The 19,060-nt window shown below is 63.3% G+C and carries 17 protein-coding genes; 6 read left to right on the top strand and 11 right to left on the bottom strand.

The annotated features are described in order from the left end of the window. Positions 1 to 421 precede the first annotated feature (421 nt). The 11 genes from ileS to miaB form a co-directional block, all read right to left on the bottom strand. Positions 422 to 3,220, bottom strand: coding sequence for an isoleucine--tRNA ligase (ileS, locus tag ACMKFF_RS06290; RefSeq protein WP_419496406.1), 2,799 nt, complete (start codon positions 3,218 to 3,220; stop codon positions 422 to 424). Positions 3,221 to 3,629: 409 nt separating this feature from the next. Further along, complete coding sequence (locus ACMKFF_RS06285) at positions 3,630 to 4,436, bottom strand: DivIVA domain-containing protein (protein WP_349136683.1); 807 nt, start codon at positions 4,434 to 4,436, stop codon at positions 3,630 to 3,632. A gap of 44 nt (positions 4,437 to 4,480) precedes the next feature. Then, positions 4,481 to 4,966, bottom strand: a complete 486-nt coding sequence (locus tag ACMKFF_RS06280; RefSeq protein WP_349136684.1) for a cell division protein SepF — start codon at positions 4,964 to 4,966, stop codon at positions 4,481 to 4,483. Positions 4,967 to 5,000: 34 nt separating this feature from the next. Further along, positions 5,001 to 5,714: a YggS family pyridoxal phosphate-dependent enzyme gene (locus tag ACMKFF_RS06275; RefSeq protein WP_419496405.1), complete on the bottom strand. Its 714-nt coding sequence runs from the start codon at positions 5,712 to 5,714 to the stop codon at positions 5,001 to 5,003. Next, positions 5,711 to 6,931 (bottom strand): HlyD family efflux transporter periplasmic adaptor subunit, encoded by a 1,221-nt coding sequence (locus ACMKFF_RS06270; RefSeq protein ID WP_418468113.1) that lies wholly within the window; start codon positions 6,929 to 6,931, stop codon positions 5,711 to 5,713. The genes ACMKFF_RS06275 and ACMKFF_RS06270 overlap by 4 nt, the downstream gene beginning before the upstream one ends. Before the next feature lie 56 nt (positions 6,932 to 6,987). After that, positions 6,988 to 7,203 (bottom strand): RNA chaperone Hfq, encoded by a 216-nt coding sequence (gene hfq / locus ACMKFF_RS06265; protein WP_349136687.1) that lies wholly within the window; start codon positions 7,201 to 7,203, stop codon positions 6,988 to 6,990. A 59-nt stretch (positions 7,204 to 7,262) separates the two neighbouring features. Next, positions 7,263 to 8,207: a tRNA (adenosine(37)-N6)-dimethylallyltransferase MiaA gene (miaA, locus tag ACMKFF_RS06260; protein WP_419496404.1), complete on the bottom strand. Its 945-nt coding sequence runs from the start codon at positions 8,205 to 8,207 to the stop codon at positions 7,263 to 7,265. Between the two features lie 2 nt (positions 8,208 to 8,209). Then, on the bottom strand, positions 8,210 to 10,177 hold the full coding sequence (mutL, locus tag ACMKFF_RS06255; RefSeq protein ID WP_419496403.1) for a DNA mismatch repair endonuclease MutL: 1,968 nt from the start codon (positions 10,175 to 10,177) through the stop codon (positions 8,210 to 8,212). A gap of 7 nt (positions 10,178 to 10,184) precedes the next feature. Beyond that, positions 10,185 to 10,922, bottom strand: a complete 738-nt coding sequence (locus tag ACMKFF_RS06250) for a CPBP family intramembrane glutamic endopeptidase (protein WP_419496402.1) — start codon at positions 10,920 to 10,922, stop codon at positions 10,185 to 10,187. Between the two features lie 20 nt (positions 10,923 to 10,942). Further along, on the bottom strand, positions 10,943 to 13,534 hold the full coding sequence (mutS, locus tag ACMKFF_RS06245; protein WP_419496401.1) for a DNA mismatch repair protein MutS: 2,592 nt from the start codon (positions 13,532 to 13,534) through the stop codon (positions 10,943 to 10,945). A gap of 25 nt (positions 13,535 to 13,559) precedes the next feature. Next, positions 13,560 to 14,963, bottom strand: coding sequence for a tRNA (N6-isopentenyl adenosine(37)-C2)-methylthiotransferase MiaB (gene miaB / locus ACMKFF_RS06240; protein WP_417325928.1), 1,404 nt, complete (start codon positions 14,961 to 14,963; stop codon positions 13,560 to 13,562). Positions 14,964 to 15,122: 159 nt separating this feature from the next. On the opposite strand from miaB, the gene ACMKFF_RS06235 reads away from it, so the two are divergent. From ACMKFF_RS06235 to ACMKFF_RS06210, 6 genes are all read left to right on the top strand, one after another. Further along, positions 15,123 to 15,323 (top strand): hypothetical protein, encoded by a 201-nt coding sequence (locus ACMKFF_RS06235; RefSeq protein ID WP_349136693.1) that lies wholly within the window; start codon positions 15,123 to 15,125, stop codon positions 15,321 to 15,323. Continuing rightward, positions 15,304 to 15,807: a crossover junction endodeoxyribonuclease RuvC gene (gene ruvC / locus ACMKFF_RS06230; protein ID WP_419496400.1), complete on the top strand. Its 504-nt coding sequence runs from the start codon at positions 15,304 to 15,306 to the stop codon at positions 15,805 to 15,807. The genes ACMKFF_RS06235 and ruvC overlap by 20 nt, the downstream gene beginning before the upstream one ends. After that, a complete protein-coding gene (gene ruvA, locus ACMKFF_RS06225; protein WP_419496399.1) occupies positions 15,807 to 16,412 on the top strand; it encodes a Holliday junction branch migration protein RuvA in 606 nt (201 codons plus the stop codon). The genes ruvC and ruvA overlap by 1 nt, the downstream gene beginning before the upstream one ends. A 4-nt stretch (positions 16,413 to 16,416) precedes the next feature. Beyond that, entirely contained in the window at positions 16,417 to 17,454 is a 1,038-nt protein-coding gene (gene ruvB, locus ACMKFF_RS06220) for a Holliday junction branch migration DNA helicase RuvB (protein ID WP_419496398.1), read from the top strand. A 241-nt stretch (positions 17,455 to 17,695) separates the two neighbouring features. After that, positions 17,696 to 17,974 (top strand): zinc-ribbon domain containing protein, encoded by a 279-nt coding sequence (locus tag ACMKFF_RS06215; RefSeq protein ID WP_349136697.1) that lies wholly within the window; start codon positions 17,696 to 17,698, stop codon positions 17,972 to 17,974. 270 nt (positions 17,975 to 18,244) lie between these two features. Further along, the gene (locus ACMKFF_RS06210; protein ID WP_419496397.1) at positions 18,245 to 19,021 is read left to right on the top strand and encodes an RNA-binding protein; all 777 of its coding nucleotides are present in this window, start codon (positions 18,245 to 18,247) and stop codon (positions 19,019 to 19,021) included. Positions 19,022 to 19,060 lie beyond the last annotated feature (39 nt).

Here is a 19,060-nt window from a genome sequence, read left to right as displayed (position 1 = left end):
GACCTTTCAACTCCCAAAATCCGGCTTTCTTCAGATTCCACCTCACGATGGACACCCTTGCCTTTGGCTAGCCCTTCCCGCTACCGGGCGGACTCGGGACTTTCACCCTATAGAACGTGCGCTCACCGGGCGCACATAAATGTGGAGGAGGACCGATCGGTCCTCCTCCATTTTTTGGCGGCACTGCACAATTCAGCCAGAGGATTCGGCGAAAAATATCCGACGAAGGCCGAAGATGCAATTGTGCGGTGCTGCCTAAGTTTATTCTCCTGGGGAACCTCTGATTCAATTGCAAGAGCGGTCAGCGAGGGATTTTGTTCCAAATTGAGGTTTGGAAATTGCAGGAATACTTTGTGTATTTCAAGATTTTCAAACCGATAAGTTGGGGCGAAAGACCCGCTGAGCGCCGCAGCCGATTTATTCAGAGGTTCCCTAGGTCCAGCTCCGCCATGACGGCGGCGCAGCGCGGGCACAGGCCGTCCGCATTGGCCTTCGTCGAGTGCATCCAGCAGCGCGGGCACTTCACGCCCTCGGCGTTGCGCACCTCAATGCGCAGGCCGGGGAAGGCGGTCCCGCTGCCGGTCACGTTCGCGGCATCGGGGTCGTCGTCCGTCAGGATGACATCCGAAACGAGCAGCAGGGCCGTCAGGTCCATGTCCTTCACGGTCTCGAGGGCCTTGGCAGCCGCCTCGTCGCGGGCGCAGAGGGCAACATGGGCCTCGAGCGCCTTACCGATGCGCTTGTCCGCACGGGCCTGCTCCAGCACGCCGTTGACGTCGCTGCGCAGGGCGATGAGCGTATCCCAGCGAGCCATGGCCTCCGCATCGAGGGCGTAGGCCTCATAGGGCTGCACCATCTCGTTCAGAACGACATTGCGCACGTCGTCGCCCGCGCGATGCGGCATGGCCTGCCAGATCTCGTCGCAGGTGAACGGCAGGATCGGCGCGAACATCCGCGCCATGGCGTCGACGATGAGATACAGCGCCGTCTGCGCGCTGCGGCGCTTCAGGCCATTGCGGGACTCACAGTAGAGGCGGTCCTTCAGAATATCCAGATAGAAGCTGGACAGCTCCACGACGCAGAAGTCATTGATAGCGTGGGTCAGAACGTGGAATTCGTAGTTGTCGTAGGCTTCAAAGGCCGTGCGGATCAGTTCGTTGAGCTTCGTGACAGCCCAGCGGTCCAGCTCCAGCATATCCTCCGGCGCGACAAGATGCTCCGCGTCGAAGCCATCGAGGTTGCCGAGGCAGTAGCGGGCCGTGTTGCGGAACTTCAGGTAATTCTGGCTGAGCTGCTTGAAGATCTCCTTCGAGCAGCGCACATCGGCGCGGTAGTCCGCAGAGGCGGCCCACAGACGCACGATATCTGCACCGAAATCGCGGATGAGGTCGGCCGGGTCGACGCCGTTGCCGAGGGACTTGTGCATGGCCTTGCCCTCGCCGTCGACCGTCCAGCCATGGGTCAGGCACTCACGGAACGGTGCGCCCTGCCCGAGCGCGCCAACAGACGTCAGCAGGCTCGACTGGAACCAGCCGCGGTACTGATCGGCGCCCTCGAGATACATCGTCGCGGGCCACTGGTCCGGATGCTCGCGGCGCAGGGAGGCAATGTGCGTCGAGCCGGAGTCGAACCAGCCGTCGAGCGTGTCGGTCTCCATTTCGAATGTTCTGCCGCCGCAGTGCGGGCAGCTCAGGCCCTCAGGGACAAGCTCCATGGCCTCGCGCTCAAACCAGATGTTCGAGCCGTGCTCGCCGAACAGGGCGGAGATGTGGGCGATGGTCTCCGGGGTGCAGACGGGCTTGCCGCAGTCCTTGCAGTAGAACACCGGGATCGGCAGGCCCCAGCGGCGCTGACGGGAGATGCACCAGTCGGCGCGGTCGCGGATCATGGCGACCATGCGGTCCTTGCCCCACGCGGGCAGCCACTTGACATTGTCGCAGGCGGCGACGGCCTCGTCCTTGAAGGACTCGACGGAGCAGAACCACTGCGGGGTGGCACGGAAGATGATCGGGCTCTTGCAGCGCCAGCAGTGCGGATAGCTGTGCGTGAATTCCTCGGAGGCGAACAGCGCGCCGCTCTCCTTCAGGTCGGCCAGAATGACGGCGTTGGACTCGTCATAGCGCAGGCCTGCATACTTGCCGGCAGCCTCGGTCTGGCGGCCGCGGTCGTCCACGGGGACGATCAGATCGATGTTATAGCGGCGGCAGGTCTGATAGTCGTCCGCGCCGAAGCCCGGGGCGGTGTGGACGCAGCCCGTGCCGGAATCCATCGTGACATAGTCCGCGCAGACAAGCAGAGACTCGCGCGGCAAGAACGGATGCTGTGCCGTCATATATTCAAAGTAACGGCCCTCATGGCGCTCGACGATCTCATATTCCTCGATGCCGCCGGCCTTCATCGTCTTTTCAAGCAGCGCCTCGGCGACGAGATAGCGCTCGCCGTTTGCCGCCTTGACGACAACATAGCTCTCCTGCGGGTTCAGGGCGATGGCGAGATTGCCGGGCAGCGTCCACGTCGTCGTCGTCCAGATGATAACATAGGTGTTTTCAGCCTCGAGCTTGCCCTTCGTGTCCTTCAGGGCGAACTTGACATAGATGGACGTGCAGGGATCGTCCTGATACTCGATTTCGGCCTCGGCCAGCGCCGTCTCGTCCTTGGGGCACCAGTACACGGGCTTCAGGCCCTTGTAGATATAGCCCTTGCGGTACATCTCGCCGAAGACCTTGACCTCCTCGGCCTCAAAGGCCTTGTCCATGGTTTTATAGGGATGCTGCCAATCGCCGAGGACGCCGAGGCGGCGGAAGCCGCTCATCTGACGGTCGATGAAGTCCTGTGCAAAGGCCTGACAGGCATTGCGGAACTCCGGGATCGGCATGGCCTTGTGGTTGAGCTTGTTCTTCTTGATGATGGCGGATTCAATGGGCATGCCGTGGTTGTCCCAGCCGGGAACATAGGGCGTGTAATAGCCGCGCATCGCATGGGAGCGGACGATGAAGTCCTTGAGCGTCTTATTGAGCGCGTGGCCCATGTGGATATCGCCGTTGGAGAACGGAGGGCCGTCGTGCAGGATGAACGCGGGCTTGCCCTCGTTCTTTTCGAGCATCAGGCTGTAGACGTCGATCTTGTTCCAGTGCTCCAGCATGCCCGGCTCGCGCTGCGGCAGGCCCGCGCGCATCGGGAAGTCCGTCTTCGGGGTGATGATGGTGTTCTTATAGTCCATAAATGCCTCCATTTATTTCTTTTAACCGTTCGTAACAGGTTATTATCTGTTTCCGGACGGCACCGCACAATTCAGCAAGAACAATCGGCGAAAAATATCCGGCGAAGTTCGAAGAAGCGATTGTGCGGTGTTGTCCCAAAAAATCCTCTGTCTCATCAAGAGACAGAGGATTTCTCTGCGGTACCACTCCTGTTCCCCCGGAAGGGGGCGCTTGGGGCGCGATAACGGGCGCAGGCCGTCTCCCCTTACGCAGGCGCATGGCCCTTCCGGGGAAAAGCTCCGGGGTGATGCCCTGCAGCGCGCGTCTGCCTTGCATCCCCCGGCAGCTTTCTGAACGCGCGGGGTCCGCAGGTCCGTCCCCTTCGTCGCTTGATCGGTATTCGGTTCCGGTACGAATGTACAGAGATTCTTACCGCTTTTTCGGGTCGTAATTCCGCCCGAACTGCAGATCTTCAAATTTTTTGCTCACGGGGAAGCCGTGCAGCGTGTCGAGCTTGCGCGTATCGCCGGAGTGATCCTCCTGCGCGATGTCGCCGAGCGTCGAGCCGCTGAGGCTCTGCTCGATCTGCTGGCCGATCTCCTCGATGAGGGCGTCGGCCTTCTCCTCGGCGGAGGGATGAGACTGCTCTGCCTCGTAGTCATAGGCGCGGTTGTGAGACGGCTCCTTCGGCTGCTCCTTCGGGGTCAGCACGGGGGTCTGCGGCTCCACCGGCGGGGTGAAGCGGTGGACGCGCTCCGGCTCCTCCGGCTGGGAGGGCGTGAGCGGCGTCTCCCTGCGCAGCTCGTCGATAAGCTCGAGCTGGCGCTTCAGGCGCTTTTCCATGCCGTCCAGAAACTGCGACGTGGCGGCCTTGGCCGCATCGAGGCGCTCCTGCTCCTCGCCGACGAGAGCGTCGACATTGTTCGTCTTAGCGCTGGCGGCATCCTCTGCCTCATGCAGCATCTGCGCGCACTTTTTCTCGGCGTCCGCGACCATCTGGTCGCACGTCTTCTGCGCGGCAAGCAGGGCGTTCTGCATGGAAGCCTCCTGCTTGCGGTATTCCTCCAGCTTTTCCACAAGAATGCGCATCTTGCTCTTCAGCACGGAATTTTCTTTATAGAGGGTAACATAGTCCTCGGTCAGCGGCTCGAGAATGTCATCGACGGAGTCCATATCGTATCCGCCGAACAGCGCCTTCTCAAAGCTGATGTCCTGGATCTGCTGCGGGGTCAGCATCGTCTTCAGCTCCTGTCTCTGTCTTGCGTGGGATGGAACGCACCTTAGAAGTACATCCCGTTATTTTCGAGTTCCTCAACGAGATCGCCAACGACATCCACGTTGTACGGCGTGATGAGATAGGTGGAAATGGCGATTTTCTTGATCTTGCCGTCGAGCGCATAGGCGCAGCCGGAGAGGAAGTCCACCAGACGGCGGGCGACGTCCTTGTTCGTGGACTCGAGGTTCAGCACGACGGCCTGCTTGTCGCGCAGGTGATCGGCGATGTCGGAGACCAGATCAAAGCGGTCCGGCTTGACCAGCACGACCTGCAGCTGGGTGGTGGCGTTGATATTCACGACCTTGTTGCCGCCGCGGGTCGTCTGCGTATCCTGCGCGGCCGGGGTGCTGCGGCTATAGCTGCGGCGGGAAGACTGAGGCGCGGGAGCGGGATCGTTGTCCAGCGGCTCGTCGTCATAATCATCATAATCATCCTCTTCCGGTTCGGAATACGGGTGAGTCAGCTTCTTCAGTTCGTCCATAAATCCCATGGGTTCGTCCTCCAATATTGTTTCGATATAATCGTTAATCGCTCTTTGCCTGCGCATAGTTCCGCGGCCCGAAAATGGCCGTGCCGATGCGCACCATGGTGCTGCCGCAGGCAATGGCGTCCTCGAAATCGTCCGTCATTCCCATCGACAAAAAATCCATAAAAATATTATCGTATTTTTGGGCTGTTATGTCAACAGCAATTCTGCGAATTTTTTGAAAATATCTGCAATTATCGCCCTTTTTCCTGCCGATCGGCGGCACCGTCATCAATCCGCGCACGCGAACGGCGGGATAATCTGCCATTTCTTCCACGATTCGGGGGAATTCCTTCAGCAGGAAGCCGGACTTCTGCTTCTCGCCGCCGGCGTTGACCTCCAGCAGGATATCCTGCACGATGCCGCGCTTGGCGGCCTCGGCATTGATATCCGCAAGCAGCTCGCGGCGGTCCACGGACTCGATCACATCGACCTGCCCGACGACCTGCCGGACCTTATTGCGCTGCAGCGCGCCGATGAAGTGCACCGGAGCGCCGTCATAGGCATGCTCGTCCAGCTTTTTGACCAGCTCCTGCACGCGGTTCTCGCCGCAGCAGTCCACCCCGGCCGCAATGGCCTCGCGCACGGCGGCACTGTCGTTCATTTTTGTTGCGGCGCACAGGCGGATGTCCGCCGGGTCGCGCCCGGCAGCCCGGGCGGCAGCCGCGATCCGGCTGCGGATCTGCGCCACGTTTTCCGTGATCATGCTCATGCTTCCATCACCTTTCCGTCCTCGATGTCATCCGAGGTCAGGATAATATCGTCGCCCGGCCAGAGGTTTCCCGTGCTGGACTGATCCAGCTCGACAACGTAGCCGTCTCCGTACGCATAAAGGATCTCCACCGGCTTCCAGCGGGCGCGTGCACCCTCGAGCACATAGACGCCCGCCTGCCCATCGACCATATAGAGCGCCTGCTTCGGCACGCGCAGGCCGGTATAAGAGGAGAAAATGATATCCGCGCTCTGGCGGCGCAGGGCCGTGACCTCCTGCGGCTCGCGCTCGCAGGACAGCACGATGGTACAAACGCCGTCCTCCGCCTCGCTGATGGCCTCGACCTGCATTCTGATCTGGGAGAGCTTTTCCAGTCCGAAGCTGACGGTCAGCGTCTCGCCCGCGGCAGTCTGCTCCGCGCGCGCCTCCGGGATCTCGGCTGCAAAATACCACTTCTGGCCCGTGATGAGCCTGCCGACGGCATTGCCCGGAACGGCAGACGCATGCTGCGCAGCGGCGCGCAGCTCGCTCGGCTTCATCTGCAGCACGCTCTCCGGCGTGAGCACGCGCTCAAGGCCGTCCGTCTGCTCGGAAAAATAGCCGGCGCTCTCGACCGTCACGGCCTCGGCGCTCTGCTCCGTCTCGGCGGAGAGCGCGGAGATCTGCGACTCGAGCTCGGCGATGCGGCCCTCCATGCGCGCGGCGTCGTCTGCCGTCACGCTGCGGCGCAGCACGAGCGGCTGCAGCTCGGACATCACATCGTCGGCCTCCGTCAGATCGCGGCGGGCCGTCAGTGCAGCCAGCTCGCCGAGGGCCTTTTCGATGGCGTCGTCCGTCTGGGTCGTGTCCTCCCCTGCCGTGCCGGAGGCCGCATAGCGCAGCTGCGAAAGCTGTTCCTGCAGGGCCGTGAGCCTGTCGCGCTTTTCGCGCGCCGCAGAGGTCTGATAGCCGTCTGCCACGCGCTGCCCGCTGCCGACGCGCTCGCCCTCGGTCAGGGCGCAGACCACAACGGGCTGTGAGGCCGTGATGATCTCCTCCTCACGCACTACAAAGCCGGAAACGGTCTGCCCGTCGCCGGCTTCGCAGCGCACGGCAGTCTCGAGGGTGTAGCTGCTCCCGCCGCTGCCGAAAAGGACCGACAGCACGAGATAGGCCACCACGATGCCTGCCAATACGATGGATACGATTTTCAGGTAAAGGTCTCCCTGCTTTTTCATCTGGGTACTCCTGTCCGGCCGGGGCACTCGGCCCGCGGCCCGCGGGAGCAGGGTCTTCAGGTACGAACGGGCTGTGCCGGGACAAGCGTGGAGATGGCGTGCTTGTAGATCATCTGCTGCTTGCCGTCCGAGCTGAGCACAACGACGAAGTTGTCAAAGCCCGTCACGATGCCCTTGAGCTGGAAGCCGTTCATGAGGAACATGGTCACGGCCGTGTGCTCGCGGCGCACCTCGTTTAAGATCAGATCCTGCAAATTTTCCGTGTTTGCCATATGTGGTACTCCTTTTCTTTGTTTTCCGGCTCAGCCGGTGTTGGAATACCACGATTGTATCAGATTCCGCTGTCGAAATCGGCCGCTTTTTGCAGGGCCGCGCGGAAAATCTCGTCTGCGCCCGCAGAGGCATCGAGCCACTGCACGGCGGGATTGGCGCGGAACCACGTCATCTGGCGCTTGGCATAGCGCCGCGTGGCCTGCTGGATGGTCCCGAGCGCCGCCTCCGGCGGCAGGCCCTCCTCCAGCGCCTGCACGACCTGCTTATAGCCGATGGCCTGCAGGCTCGTCGCCCGGTCCGGCACGCCGCTGTCAAGCAACGCGCGGACCTCCTGCGCAAGTCCCTGCGCATACATCAGCTCCACGCGCAGATCGATGCGGGCATAGAGCTGCGCGCGCTCCGGGAAGTGCAGGCCGAGCCACAGCGGCCGGTAGCGCGGCGGGATCGCCCGGCTCTCCCGGTCGAAGTCCGTCATGGTCCTGCCGGTCTCCTGCCAGATCTCCAGCGCGCGGACGATGCGCTTTATGTCCGAAACGGACAGCCGCGCCGCCCGCTCGGGGTCCACGGCGCGCAGCTCGTCCAGAAGCGGCTGTGCGCCCTCCTCGGCCGCGCGGCGCTCCAGAGCCTCGCGCCTGCCGGTCTGCGGCAGCGGCGCAAACTGCCGCCCCGCGATGAGAGAATCGATATAAAGCCCCGTGCCGCCGACCAGAATGACGGGCTTCCCGCGCGACAGGATGTCCTGCACGCAGGCGTCCGCCTCCTGCACATAGCGGCTGACGGAGTAATTCTCCGCCGGGTCCGCCACGTCGAGCATGTGGTGCGGCACGCCGCAGCGCTCCTCGGGCGTGGGCTTTGCCGTGCCGATATCCATGCGGCGGTAGACCTGCATGGAGTCGAACGAAACGATCTCGCCGCCGAGCGCCTGCGCCAGTCGGACGGACAGGGCCGTCTTGCCGGAGGCCGTCGGGCCGACGATGCAGATCATATTGTCTCGCTGCTCCATGGTCAGGCCCTCTTGAACTGCCGCTCAAGCTGCGAAGCCGTCAGCTCCAGACAGATGGGACGGCCGTGCGGGCAGTATTTCAGGTCATTGCGCGTCAGCACCTCGTGCACCACGGCCTCCCACTCCTTTGGGTCGGTGTGCCAGCCGCCCTTGATGGCGGCCTTGCAGGCGATGGTGTGCAGCAGGCGGTCGCGCAGCTCCGTCGGGTCGGCGTGCCGCCCGGTCAGAAGCTCGGCCGCCAGCGCGGTCAGACTCTGCGCGGCGTCGTCCGGCGCGATCTCCGTGGGGATCTGGCGGATGGCGAGCACGCCGTCGCCGTAATCCGAGATCTCATAGCCGTACTGCGCCAGCAGCTCGGCATTTTCCAGCAGCACGGCCGCCTCCTCGCGCTCCGGCTCGCACAGCACGGGCGTGAGCAGCAGCTGCGGCATCACAGGTTCCGTGTCGGCGCGGAGCTTTTCAAACAGGATGCGCTCGTGCGCGGCATGCTTGTCGATGAGGAGCAGACTCCCTGCCTGCTCAACGAGGATGTAGGTGTTCAGCGCCTCGCCGATGATGCGGTAATCCGGTACCTTGGGCAGCGGGAGCTCCTGCTGCGTCTCCTCCGCCTGTTTTGGTTCCGGAGGGACCGGCTCATCGTGCTTCACCGGCGGCTCTTCCTGCTGCGTGGGCGTCTGCAGCTTAGACTGCGGAGGCGGCATCTGTACGGGCGCTTTCCGCTGCTGCACCGGCGCAGCAGGCTGTGGGACCGGGCAGGGCGGTTCAGGACGGGTCACAGGCTGCACCGGCTTCGGCGAAGCAAGCGCCGCACCGTCGCGGCGCTCCGTCAGCGAGCCGATCTGCTCGAGCACCGTGCGGGAGGCCGCCGGGCGCGGGCCGTCCTGCAGGGCGGCCGCTGCGGCGCGGTATTCCGCCGCCGACATGGTGCGGAAGGCAGAATTTCCGTCGTTCTGCGGCTTCAGCTTCATCTGCACGCGGCCGGAGGCCTGCTCCAGCGCGCCGAGCACGCCGTAATGCACGCAGTCGAACACCTCCTGCTCGCGCAGGAAGCGCACCTCCGTCTTCGCGGGGTGCACATTGACGTCCACAAGATGCTCCGGCAGGTGCAGATGCAGCACGCAGGCCGGGAAACGACCCTGCAGGAGCTGATTGCGGTAGGCCTGCTCGAGCGCGGCCGTCATGAGCTTGGAGCGGACATGCCGCCCGTTGACAAAAAAGATCTGGCTGCCCCGCGTGCCGCGCGTCGCGGCCGGGCGGGTCACAAAGCCCGTGACGGAGAGCTTGTCCCAGCTCCCGTCCACCGGGGTCATCTCCTGCGCGGTCTGGCGGCCCATGACGGCATAGATCGCGCTGAGGAGCTCGCCGTCGCCGGGCGTGGAGAGCTGCTCCTGTCCGTCGCGCAGCACGCGCACGGCTACCTCCGGATGAGCCAGCGCAAGGCGCTGCACCGTGCTGAGCACGGCGGAGGCCTCCACGGAGTCTCGCTTCATGAACTTCATGCGCGCAGGTGTATTGTAAAACAGGTCACGCACGAGCATGGTCGTGCCGTTCGGACAGCCCGCCTCGCCGCGCTCCGTCACAACGCCCGCCTCGAGATGCAGACTCGTGCCGAAGGGCGCGTCCGCCGTCTTCGTCAGCACGTCGATGCGCGAGACGGAGGAAATGGCCGCCAGCGCCTCGCCGCGGAAGCCGAGCGTGTGGATGGCCTCCAGATCGGCCGCCTCATGGAGCTTGCTCGTGGCATGGCGCAGGAAGGCCGTCTCCACGTCCTCCGCCGCCATGCCGCAGCCGTCGTCCGTCACGCGCAGGAACGTCATGCCCCCGTCGTGCAGCTCGACCGTGACCTTACGGGCCCCGGCGTCGATGGCGTTTTCGACCAGCTCCTTTGCGGCGCTGGCCGGGCGCTCCACGACCTCGCCAGCGGCGATCAGGTCGGCGACATGGGGAGAAAGCTGTTGGATCTTTGGCATAACTACCTCACAGGAACGCTTGCATCAGCGAGCGCAGAAGGCTCGCAAGCACAGATTGGAAATTGATGAACATATGCAGGAAAATACCGGCCCAGATGTTGCCCGTCTTCTGATAGACCCAGCACAGCGAGAAGCTCGCCGGGAGATAGAGGCTCAGGCACAGGATCGTATTGGCCGCAGTCATGGAGCCAAGGAATTGGAACACATGCATCCCCGCAAACAGGAACATGGACAGCGCATAGGCAGCCGGGAGGCATCTGCGCGCCAGCGGCGCAAACAGCACGCCGCGGAACAGGCACTCCTCCGCCAGCGGCGCGAGCACGACGGTGCAGAGCGTCATGGCCAGCGGGTAACCGCCGAGCAGGGAGTTGACGGCCTCTTGATTGTAGTTCTCCGGCATGATATCCAATACCGTATAGGCCGTCGTCAGCACAAGGTTCGCGCCATAGCACATGCCAAAGCCGATCAGCACGCTCAGGAGCATTTTCCCCTCGAATTCCCGAAGTGACTGCCAAAGCGTGCGGCGGAAGATCAGGAGCATGACGGCAAAATTCACGGTCATATAGAGCAGATTCGCGAAAAAGTAATTGCGCGGCTCCGTCAGCGGAAAGCCGAGTGCCGGAAAGTAGGCAAGGATCGCAAAATTCAAAAAAAAGAGAAAAACAGGCAGATACAGTGCGCCGAGGATCCATTCGCGCGGCTCGGGCGCCCGGATCCCGCTGCGGCGGGGAAACATCCAGCTCATCCGGCATTTTCTCCTTTCCGTCAGAGCATTTTCTTCAGCTCGAACAGGGCGTTCATGGCCTCGATCGGCGTCATGGTCTCGATCGCAAGCGACTCGAGCTTCCGCCGCAGGGCGTCGTTCTCCATACTCATGATGGAGATCTGGTCGTCCGCCGCCACGCGCACCGTGCGCACGGGTGCGCCGCTCTCGAGCGCCCGCAGCAGCTCCCGCGCGCGGGAGACGACTTTATCCGGCAGACCGGCCAGCCGCGCGACCTCGACGCCGTAGGAATCGTCGGCAGCGCCGGGGACGATCTTGCGCAGGAACACGATGTCCGCGCCGCGCTTGCGCACGGCAATGTTGTAGTTCCGCACGCCCTCGATCTCCTGCTCGATGTCCGTCAGCTCGTGATAGTGTGTGGCAAAGAGCGTCTTTGCGCCGATGCGCTTTTTGTCGGCGGCATATTCGAGAACGGCGCGGGCAATGGCCATGCCGTCGAATGTCGACGTGCCGCGGCCGATCTCATCGAGGATGAGCAGGCTGTGCGACGTCGCGTGCTTCAGGATCTCCGCGACCTCCGTCATCTCCACCATGAACGTGGACTGGCCGGAGGCCAGATCGTCCGAAGCCCCGATGCGTGTGAAGATGCGATCCACCACGCCGATGCGCGCCGTGCGCGCCGGGACGAAGCAGCCCATCTGCGCCATCAGCACAATGAGGGCGACCTGCCGCATATAGGTGGATTTACCGGCCATATTCGGGCCGGTCAGAATGGCAACGCGGTTCGCGCCGCAGTCGAGCGCCGTGTCGTTCGGGACGAACAGCGCATCCTTGAGCACCTGCTCCACGACGGGATGGCGGCCGTCTGTGATATGCAGCTCGCCGGAGAGGTCGATCTCCGGGCGGCAGTAATTCTGCCGGGCGGCCAGCGCCGCAAAATTCGTCAGCACGTCCAGCGCGGCCACGGCGCGCGCCGTGCGCTGGATGCGGGCGGACTGGTCGGCCAGATGCTGGCGCACCTGTGAGAACAGCTCGTATTCCAGCGCCGTGATGCGGTCCTTTGCCGTCAGGATCGTGCGCTCGAGCTCCTTGAGCTCCGGGGTGATATAGCGTTCGCCCGTTGTGAGCGTCTGCTTGCGGATGTAGGTCTCCGGGACCTGGGCCGTCTGGCCCTTTGAGACTTCGATATAATAGCCGAACACGCGGTTGTAGCCGACGCGCAGGGTCTTGATGCCGGTCTTCTCGCGCTCCTCGGCTTCGATGCGGGCCAGCGTTCCCTTGCCGCCCGAGACGATGTCACGCAGCTGGTCCAGTTCTTCGCTGTAGCCGTCGCGGATCATGCCGCCCTCGCGCACGGAAAACGGGGGCTCGTCCACAATGGCGTTCCGAATTTCGTCCCGCAGGTCGGAAAGATCGTCCAATTCGTCCAGCAGCACGCCGAACAGCGAGGCATGCAGCCCGCCGATGGCGGCGCGTAGCTCCGGCAGCGGCTCGCAGCCGTTTCCGAGCGAGACCAGGTCGCGGCAGTTCGCCGCGCCTGTGACGATGCGGGCCGTCACGCGCTCATAGTCCGAGACGTCCTGCAGCATGTGCACAAGCTCGTCGCGGCCGATGCTGTTTTTCGTCAGCTCCTCCACGGCGTCGAGGCGCGCGTTGATGCGCTTCGGGCTGAGCAGCGGCTTTTCCAGCCAGCTGCGCAGCATGCGGCTGCCCATGGCCGTTTTGGTATGGTCCAGCACCCACAGGAGACTGCCGCGCTTTTCCCCCGCGCGCATGGTCTCCGTCAGCTCCAGATTGCGCCGGGCACTGAGGTCCAGCTCCATGAAGCGGCCGCTGACATAGAATTCCAGCTCCCGCACATGGGAAAGGCCCGTTTTCTGCAGCTCGCAGAGCGTCCGCAGCAGCGCGCCCGCGCTGCGCCAGACCTCCGGCCGCTCCGTGAGGCCAAGCTCATCGAGCGGCTTGCCGAACTGCTTTTCCACGAGCTGCGCCGTCTCCTGCGGAGCAAACAGCTCGTCCGCGCCGAGATCGGCGCAGCAGCTCAGCCGCTCCTGCAGTGTGCGGGTCAGCTCCTCGCTTTTGGCCGCGTCGCCGCCGCGCAGCACCTCGGCCGGGGCAAAGCGCCCCAGCTCGGAGATGACGCGCTCCATGGCCTCTGCGCCCTCGGCCTGCGTGGCATAGAACGCGCCGGTCGAAATATCGCAGAAGCTCAGGCCGTAGCGGCCGCCCTCGCCGAAGACGCAGGCAAAATAATTGTTGCGGCTCTCGTCGAGCATGGAGCTTTCGATGACCGTGCCCGGCGTGACGATGCGGGTGATATCCCGCTTGACAAGGCCCTTGGCCAGCGCAGGGTCCTCCATCTGCTCGCAGATGGCGACCTTGTAGCCGCGCGCAACGAGCCTTGCGATATAGCTCTCTGCCGAGTGATACGGCACGCCGCACATGGGGACCTGCTCGGACTTCTCCTTGCCGCGGTCCCGCGTTGTGAGCGTCAGGTCAAGCTCATGGGAAGCAAGCTTGGCATCGTCGGCAAACATTTCATAAAAATCGCCCAGACGGAAAAACAGGATGCAGTCCGGGTGCCGTTCCTTGATCTCCAGATACTGCCGCATCATCGGCGTCAGTTCAGCCATACTTCTTCTCCTTCTGTCTGTGCCGTCAGGCGAGCTCGCCCGTCAGGCTCCACGTCGTGCTGCCCGTGATGCGCACATCGCGGAACTGGCCGATGAGCCCGTCGCCGCCGGACAGGCGCACAAGGCGGCCGCCGTCCGTGCGGGCCGTGAGCAGGTCGCCGTCGCGTCCGTCGATGAGCACGCGGAACGTCCGGCCGATATAGGCACGGTGCTTTTCCTCCGAAATGCGGTTCTGCAGGGCGACGAGGCGGTCGAAGCGGCGGTTTTTCTCCTCCTTCGGCGTGGGATCGGGCATGGAAGCCGCGGGCGTGCCGCCGCGCGGCGAGAAAATAAACGTAAACAGCGCGTCATAGCGCACACGCTCGATCAGGCGCAGCGTGTCCTCAAATTCCTCCTCCGTCTCGCCGGGGAAGCCGACGATGACATCGGACGTGAGCACGAGCTCCGGCATGAGGCTGCGGCCGTAATCCACGAGCTCAAGATACTGCGCGCTCGTATAGCGGCGGTTCATGGCGTGGAGCACGCGGTCGTTTCCGGACTGGAACGGCAGATGGAACTGCTTGCAGATCTTCGGATAGGCCGCGATGGTGTCAAACAGCTTATGACTGGCATCCTTGGGATGGGACGTCATAAAGCGCAGGCGGAAATCGCCCGGCAGGCTCGCGATCTGCGCCATGAGGTCGGCGAAATCCACGCCAAGGCCGAGGTCCTTGCCGTAGGAATTGACGTTCTGGCCGAGCAGCGTGATCTCCTTATAGCCCTGCGCGATCAGCGCGCGGCACTCCTGCAGGATGTCCTCCGGCTGGCGGGAGCGCTCGCGGCCGCGCACATAGGGCACGATGCAGTACGAGCAGAAATTGTTGCAGCCGTACATGACGGAAACCCACGCCTTGAGCTTATTCTCGCGCACGACGGGCAGGCCCTCGGCAATGGCTCCGGCAGAATCCTCCACGGAGAACACGCGCTTGCCTGTCGTCAGCACGCCGAGCAGCAGCTGCGGCAGCTCCCACAGGTGGTGTGTGGAGAACACGCCGTCCACATAGGGATAGGACTTGCGCACGCGCTCGACCACGGCGGGCTGGCCCATCATACAGCCGCACAGAAAGATCTTCTGGCGCGGGTGGCGGCGGCGGGTATGCACGAGCGCGCCGACGTTGCCGAACACGCGCTGCTCGGCGTGCTCGCGGATGGCGCAGGTATTGAAGATGACGAGGTCCGCGCCCTCAGGGCCGTCCGTCAGGCCGTAGCCGCAGTGCTCGAGCATGCCGCGGATCTGCTCGGAATCCGCCTCGTTCTGCTGGCAGCCGTAGGTCTCCACAAAGGCCACAGGCGTGATGCCCTGCGCCTGCCAGTATTCGCGCACCCGTCCGCAGAAGCCCTCCTGCCGCTGCAGAGCCTCGGGAGAGATCACAGTCGTTTTCTTTTCCAAAAGAGGAGTTCCTCCCAATTCATGAGATTCTTATTCAGTATAGTATTTTATCATTCTTTCCGCCCCATTGCAAGTGGGGATTCCCCGGAAGCATCCCACTTTCGTTTTTATCTTGCCCCATTCGGAAAAGTATGATATGATACTCCAGAGGTGATATCCATGGAAGAAAATCAGAAGGACATGCCCGCCGTGCAGGAGACGCCGGAGGCGCCGCAGTCCGAATTTGTGCCCAGCCCGAAGTGGAAGCGCGTGCTGGCGTGGGTGCTGTTTGCCATCGTCGTGCTCGGCATCGCCAGCTGGCTGCTGAATATCGCCGTGCCGGAATGGCCGGAGAAGCTCTTTGGTTATACTCGGGGTTGATCCCGGCTATGCGACGACCGGCTTCGGCCTCATCCGGGCGGAGCGCGGGACCTATGCCCTGCTGCGCTACGGCACGGTCACGACCCCGGTCGGGCTGCCGTTCCCGCAGCGGCTGAACATTCTGTTTGAGGACATGACGCAGCTGCTGGAGGTCACAAAGCCCGAGGCCGTCGCCGTGGAGGAGCTGTTCTGGGGCCACAATATCACGACCGGTATCGGCGTTTCGCACGGGCGCGGCGTCATCCTGCTCGCCATCGAGCGGGCAGGCGTGCCGCTGTTTGAATACACGCCCATGCAGGTCAAGCAGGCCGTCGTCGGCTACGGCAAGGCGGAGAAGCATCAGGTCATGGATATGACGCGCCGCCTGCTCCGGCTGGATCGCATGCCCCGGCCGGACGATGCGGCCGACGCCATCGCCATCGCGCTGTGCCATGCGCGCTCGTCCACGTCGCAGCTGGCACGGCTCATGGGAGGAAAACCGTAATGTTTTATTATTTCAACGGCGAGGTCACGCTCCTCGAGAGCAATCTGGCCGTCATCGACTGCAGCGGCGTCGGCTACGCCTGCCGGACGTCGTCCTATACGCTCTCGCGCCTGCATGTGGGCGAGCGCGCGAGGCTCTATACCTACTGCAGCATCCGCGAGGATGCGTTCGATATCTACGGCTTCAGCACGCGCGAGGAGCTGCGGAATTTTGAGCTGCTGCTCGGCGTGACCGGCGTCGGCGCGAAGGCCGCGCTGGCCATTCTGTCGTCCACCACGCCGGACCGCTTTGCGCTTGCCATCTTCTCGCAGGATGAGAAGGCCCTGACGGCCGCGCCGGGCGTCGGCAAAAAGCTGGCCCAGCGCATCCTGCTGGAGCTGAAGGACAAGCTCGGTGGCGCCGCACCGGCAGAGGGCGGCATTTCGCTCCCGGCCGGGGATGTGCCCGCCGCCTCCGGCAGCGCGCTGGCGCTGGCGCAGGCCGCACTGGCCGAGCTCGGCTACCGCCCGCAGGAGATCACGGCGGCGCTGCGCAGCTTTGACCCCGAGGGCATGAAGACGGAAGAGATCGTGCGGCAGTGCCTGCGCGCCATGGTGATGAGGTAAGAACATGAGCATCGATTTTTCACAGGACTACGAGGCCCCGCTCGTAACAACGAGCTTCACGCCCGCAGACGAGTCCGAATTCTCGCTGCGGCCGAAGCGCCTGACGGAATATAACGGGCAGGAGAAGGTCAAGGAAAACCTGTCTGTTTACATTGAGGCCGCACGCCGCCGCAACGAGCCGCTCGACCATGTGCTGCTCTACGGTCCTCCCGGCCTCGGCAAGACGACGCTCGCCGGCGTTATCGCCAACGAAATGGGCGTGCATATCCGCGTGACGTCCGGCCCCGCCATCGAAAAGGCGGGCGATCTGGCCGCGCTGCTGACGAACCTCTCCGAGGGCGACATTCTCTTTATTGATGAGATCCACCGCCTGAACACCGCCGTGGAGGAGATCCTCTACCCCGCCATGGAGGACTTTGCCATCGACATCATCGTCGGCAAGGGGCCATCGGCCAACTCCATCCGGCTCGATCTGCCGCGTTTCACGCTCATCGGCGCCACAACGCGCGCCGGGCAGCTCTCCGCCCCGCTGCGCGACCGCTTCGGCGTGTCGTTCCGGCTGGAGCTGTATACGCCGGAGGAGCTGTGCCGCATCATCACGCGCTCTGCCGCCCTCATGGGCATACGCATCGACGCAGACGGCGCAATGGAGCTGGCCTCCCGCAGCCGCGGCACGCCGCGCATCGCCAACCGCATGCTCCGCCGCGTGCGCGACTTCGCCCAGCTGTATTACGACGGCGTCATCACCCGCGAGGCGGCCGACCACGCGCTCGGCAAGCTTGAGGTCGACAAGCTCGGGCTCGACGCGACGGATCGCCGCATGCTCACGGCCATCATCCGCTACTATAACGGCGGCCCCGTCGGCCTGGAGACGCTCGCGGCGACCATCGGCGAGGAGGCCGTCACGCTGGAGGACGTCTACGAGCCCTATCTGATGCAGATCGGCTTCCTGACACGCACGCCCCGCGGGCGTTGTGTTACGCAGCTTGCCTACGACCACCTCCATCTGCAAAATAACAATGCAGAGCAATTGACTCTTTGAACGGAAATTTTGAGGCTTTTCGTCGAAATCGCACAATTGTTTTTTTCTAACAAAATATTTTTTCATCCACTATTGACAAAGGGCGGAAAGATGCTTATAATAGGCACTGTCCACGGGATATAGATTTCCGGGGATGCGCCGCCTGCTTTGGCGGCACGTATCAACCGACCCTGTATCAGGAAAACCAGCAATTTTGATGGACGAAGCGTCAGGGCAATTTTTTTCAAGAGAGGTTACCAACATGTACGAAGACAAGACTTTAGTTTGCAAGGAATGCGGCGCCGAATTCGTGTTCACCGCCGGTGAGCAGGAGTTCTACGCGGAGAGAGGCTTCCAGAATGAGCCCCAGCGCTGCAAGGCCTGCCGTGACGCTCGCAAGAATGCTGCCCGCAGCCCGAGAGAGTACTTCACTGCTGTCTGCGCCAACTGCGGCGGCGAAGCTCGTGTTCCCTTCGAGCCGAAGACCGATCGTCCGGTCTACTGCAGCGAGTGCTTCGCAAAGATGCGCGAGAACGGCTGATCTTACCTGCAAGCCAGAACCGGCGTCCCGTTGGGGCGCCGGTTTTTCACGCTTTTCTGTCCGCGAGTTGTGGACAGTCCTTGCCTGCGGTAAGGTCGGTTTTGCAGAGCAGAAAGCCGGACTTGCGTTTTTCCGCGCCGTGTGGTATGCTCTGCCTGTCAAAATTGCAAACAATTGGATTTTGCGTCATCATTCTGCATTTTTCCCGCCATATCGGGCGGTGAAGCATAAAAGGGAGTCAAGACGATTCCCTTCCCGGAGGAAACAGCAATGGACCGAAAGAAACAGATTGCCGCCCTGACGGACGACGAAGGAGAGCGCCTGCTGCTGGCACAGGCCTGTGAACGGCTGACAAGGGCGGAGCAGCGCGGCATTCCCGCCGCGACCGTGTTCCTGACGCCGCGGGAGCAGGCCCTGCTGCGGCAGCTCCTGCCGCAGTGCCGCTTCTGGGGCGGCACACCGGACGCGGAGCGAGCCGTGGCCTATTGGCTGCCTGAATATGAGGACGAGGACGACTACCGGGAAAACGGGCCGGTCGCCTGCCTGCGCGCCGCATTTTTTGAGGAAAATGCCGTCGGACACCGCGACATGCTCGGCGCGCTCATGGGCTGCGGCATCCGCCGCGAGGCCGTCGGCGACCTGTGCCTGCAGCCGCGTCAATGCGACCTGTTCGTCACGGCGGAGCTTGCACCGTATCTCCTCGACAACCTGACCTCCGCCGGGCGGGCCCACCTGACGCTCACGCGCATCGCCCCCTCGCAGGCGGAGCGCCCGCCGCAGACCCTGCAGGAGCTGCGCGTGACGGTCTCTTCGCCCCGGCTGGACAGCGTGATCTCCGCCGCATTCCATCTGAGCCGCGGCAGCGCGGCCGACGCCGTGGCGGCCGGGCGGGTCAATCTCAACGACCTGCCCTGCCTGAAGCCCGACCGCGCCGTGCAGGAAAACGACACCGTCTCCGTGCGCGGGCTCGGCAAGCTGCGCGTGCTCGCCCTCGGCGGGCTGACAAAGAAGGGCCGCCTCGCCCTGACGCTCGGCAAATACTTATAAAATGCCCCGGCAGCTGCGCTGCCGGGGCTAATTTTCGCT

Source organism: Faecousia sp. (assembly GCF_048519415.1).
Lineage (GTDB): Bacteria > Bacillota > Clostridia > Oscillospirales > Oscillospiraceae > JAZOXB01.
The sequence above is the reverse complement of the archived record's forward strand: the minus strand, read 5'-3'. Positions and strand labels throughout refer to the sequence as shown.